Origin of the sequence: Mesorhizobium sp. M7A.F.Ca.US.014.04.1.1 (genome assembly GCF_003998745.1) — a bacterium.
Taxonomy (GTDB): Bacteria; Pseudomonadota; Alphaproteobacteria; order Rhizobiales; family Rhizobiaceae; genus Mesorhizobium; species Mesorhizobium ciceri.
The window spans coordinates 1-704 of sequence record NZ_RZRW01001274.1; the positions used below are offsets into that span (position 1 = coordinate 1).

A 704-nucleotide genomic window follows, 5' to 3' on the forward strand; every position below is an offset into this window, starting at 1 on the left:
GCCCGCAAATTTTTATACCAAGTATCCTGTCAAAGATAGGAAAAAGGGATTTGTATGCAGTCACTGGACCGTGGAGGGCTCGATGCCGACCAAGATCAACCTCGCGCTGCCGGTTTACGGAGCAGCCTACAAAAGCGTATTCGTTCGCAGCCTTTTTGCGGCCCTGACTCACGAAAGCCTTTCCAGCTACGCGTTCACGCTGTCGGAAATCGAGTACACGGATATACCGTTTTCCCGGAACTATCTGCTCACGAATTTCTACTACAAGAAGCTGGACTGCAGTCACATCCTGATGATCGACAGCGACATGGGCTTTTCGCCCGATCTCATTGCCGCGATGCTGGCGCTCGACAAGCCTGTAGTCGGCACTTTGTATCCGCGGCGTCTGGTCGACCTTCGCAAACTTCACTCGCTGTCGAAACTGCCGTTCGACAAGGCCTTTGCGCAAAGCCTGGAGTTCCTCGGAACCATCATCGAACCGCGGCAGGAGATGGACGGCTTTGTCCGGGTATCGCTATGTGGCACGGGTATCTTCTTGGTTTCGCGCGACTGCGTCGCCAGGATAATTGAGAAACTGCCCGAAACGGTGAACCGGTCGCGCTACAGAAAAAACAAATACGCCGCACAGTTCGAGAGCTTTCTGACGCCATTTTCGACGATCGCGACGCCGGACGTGGACTTGCCTACCGCTTTTTCTTTTTGTC

The 704-nt window shown here is 53.8% G+C and carries 1 protein-coding gene; it reads left to right on the top strand.

The window, feature by feature from the left end; translation table 11 throughout:
• Nucleotides 1-82 precede the first annotated feature (82 nt).
• The coding region (locus EOA22_RS36035; RefSeq protein ID WP_127390732.1) for a hypothetical protein at nucleotides 83-704 on the top strand (622 nt) is incomplete at its 3' end.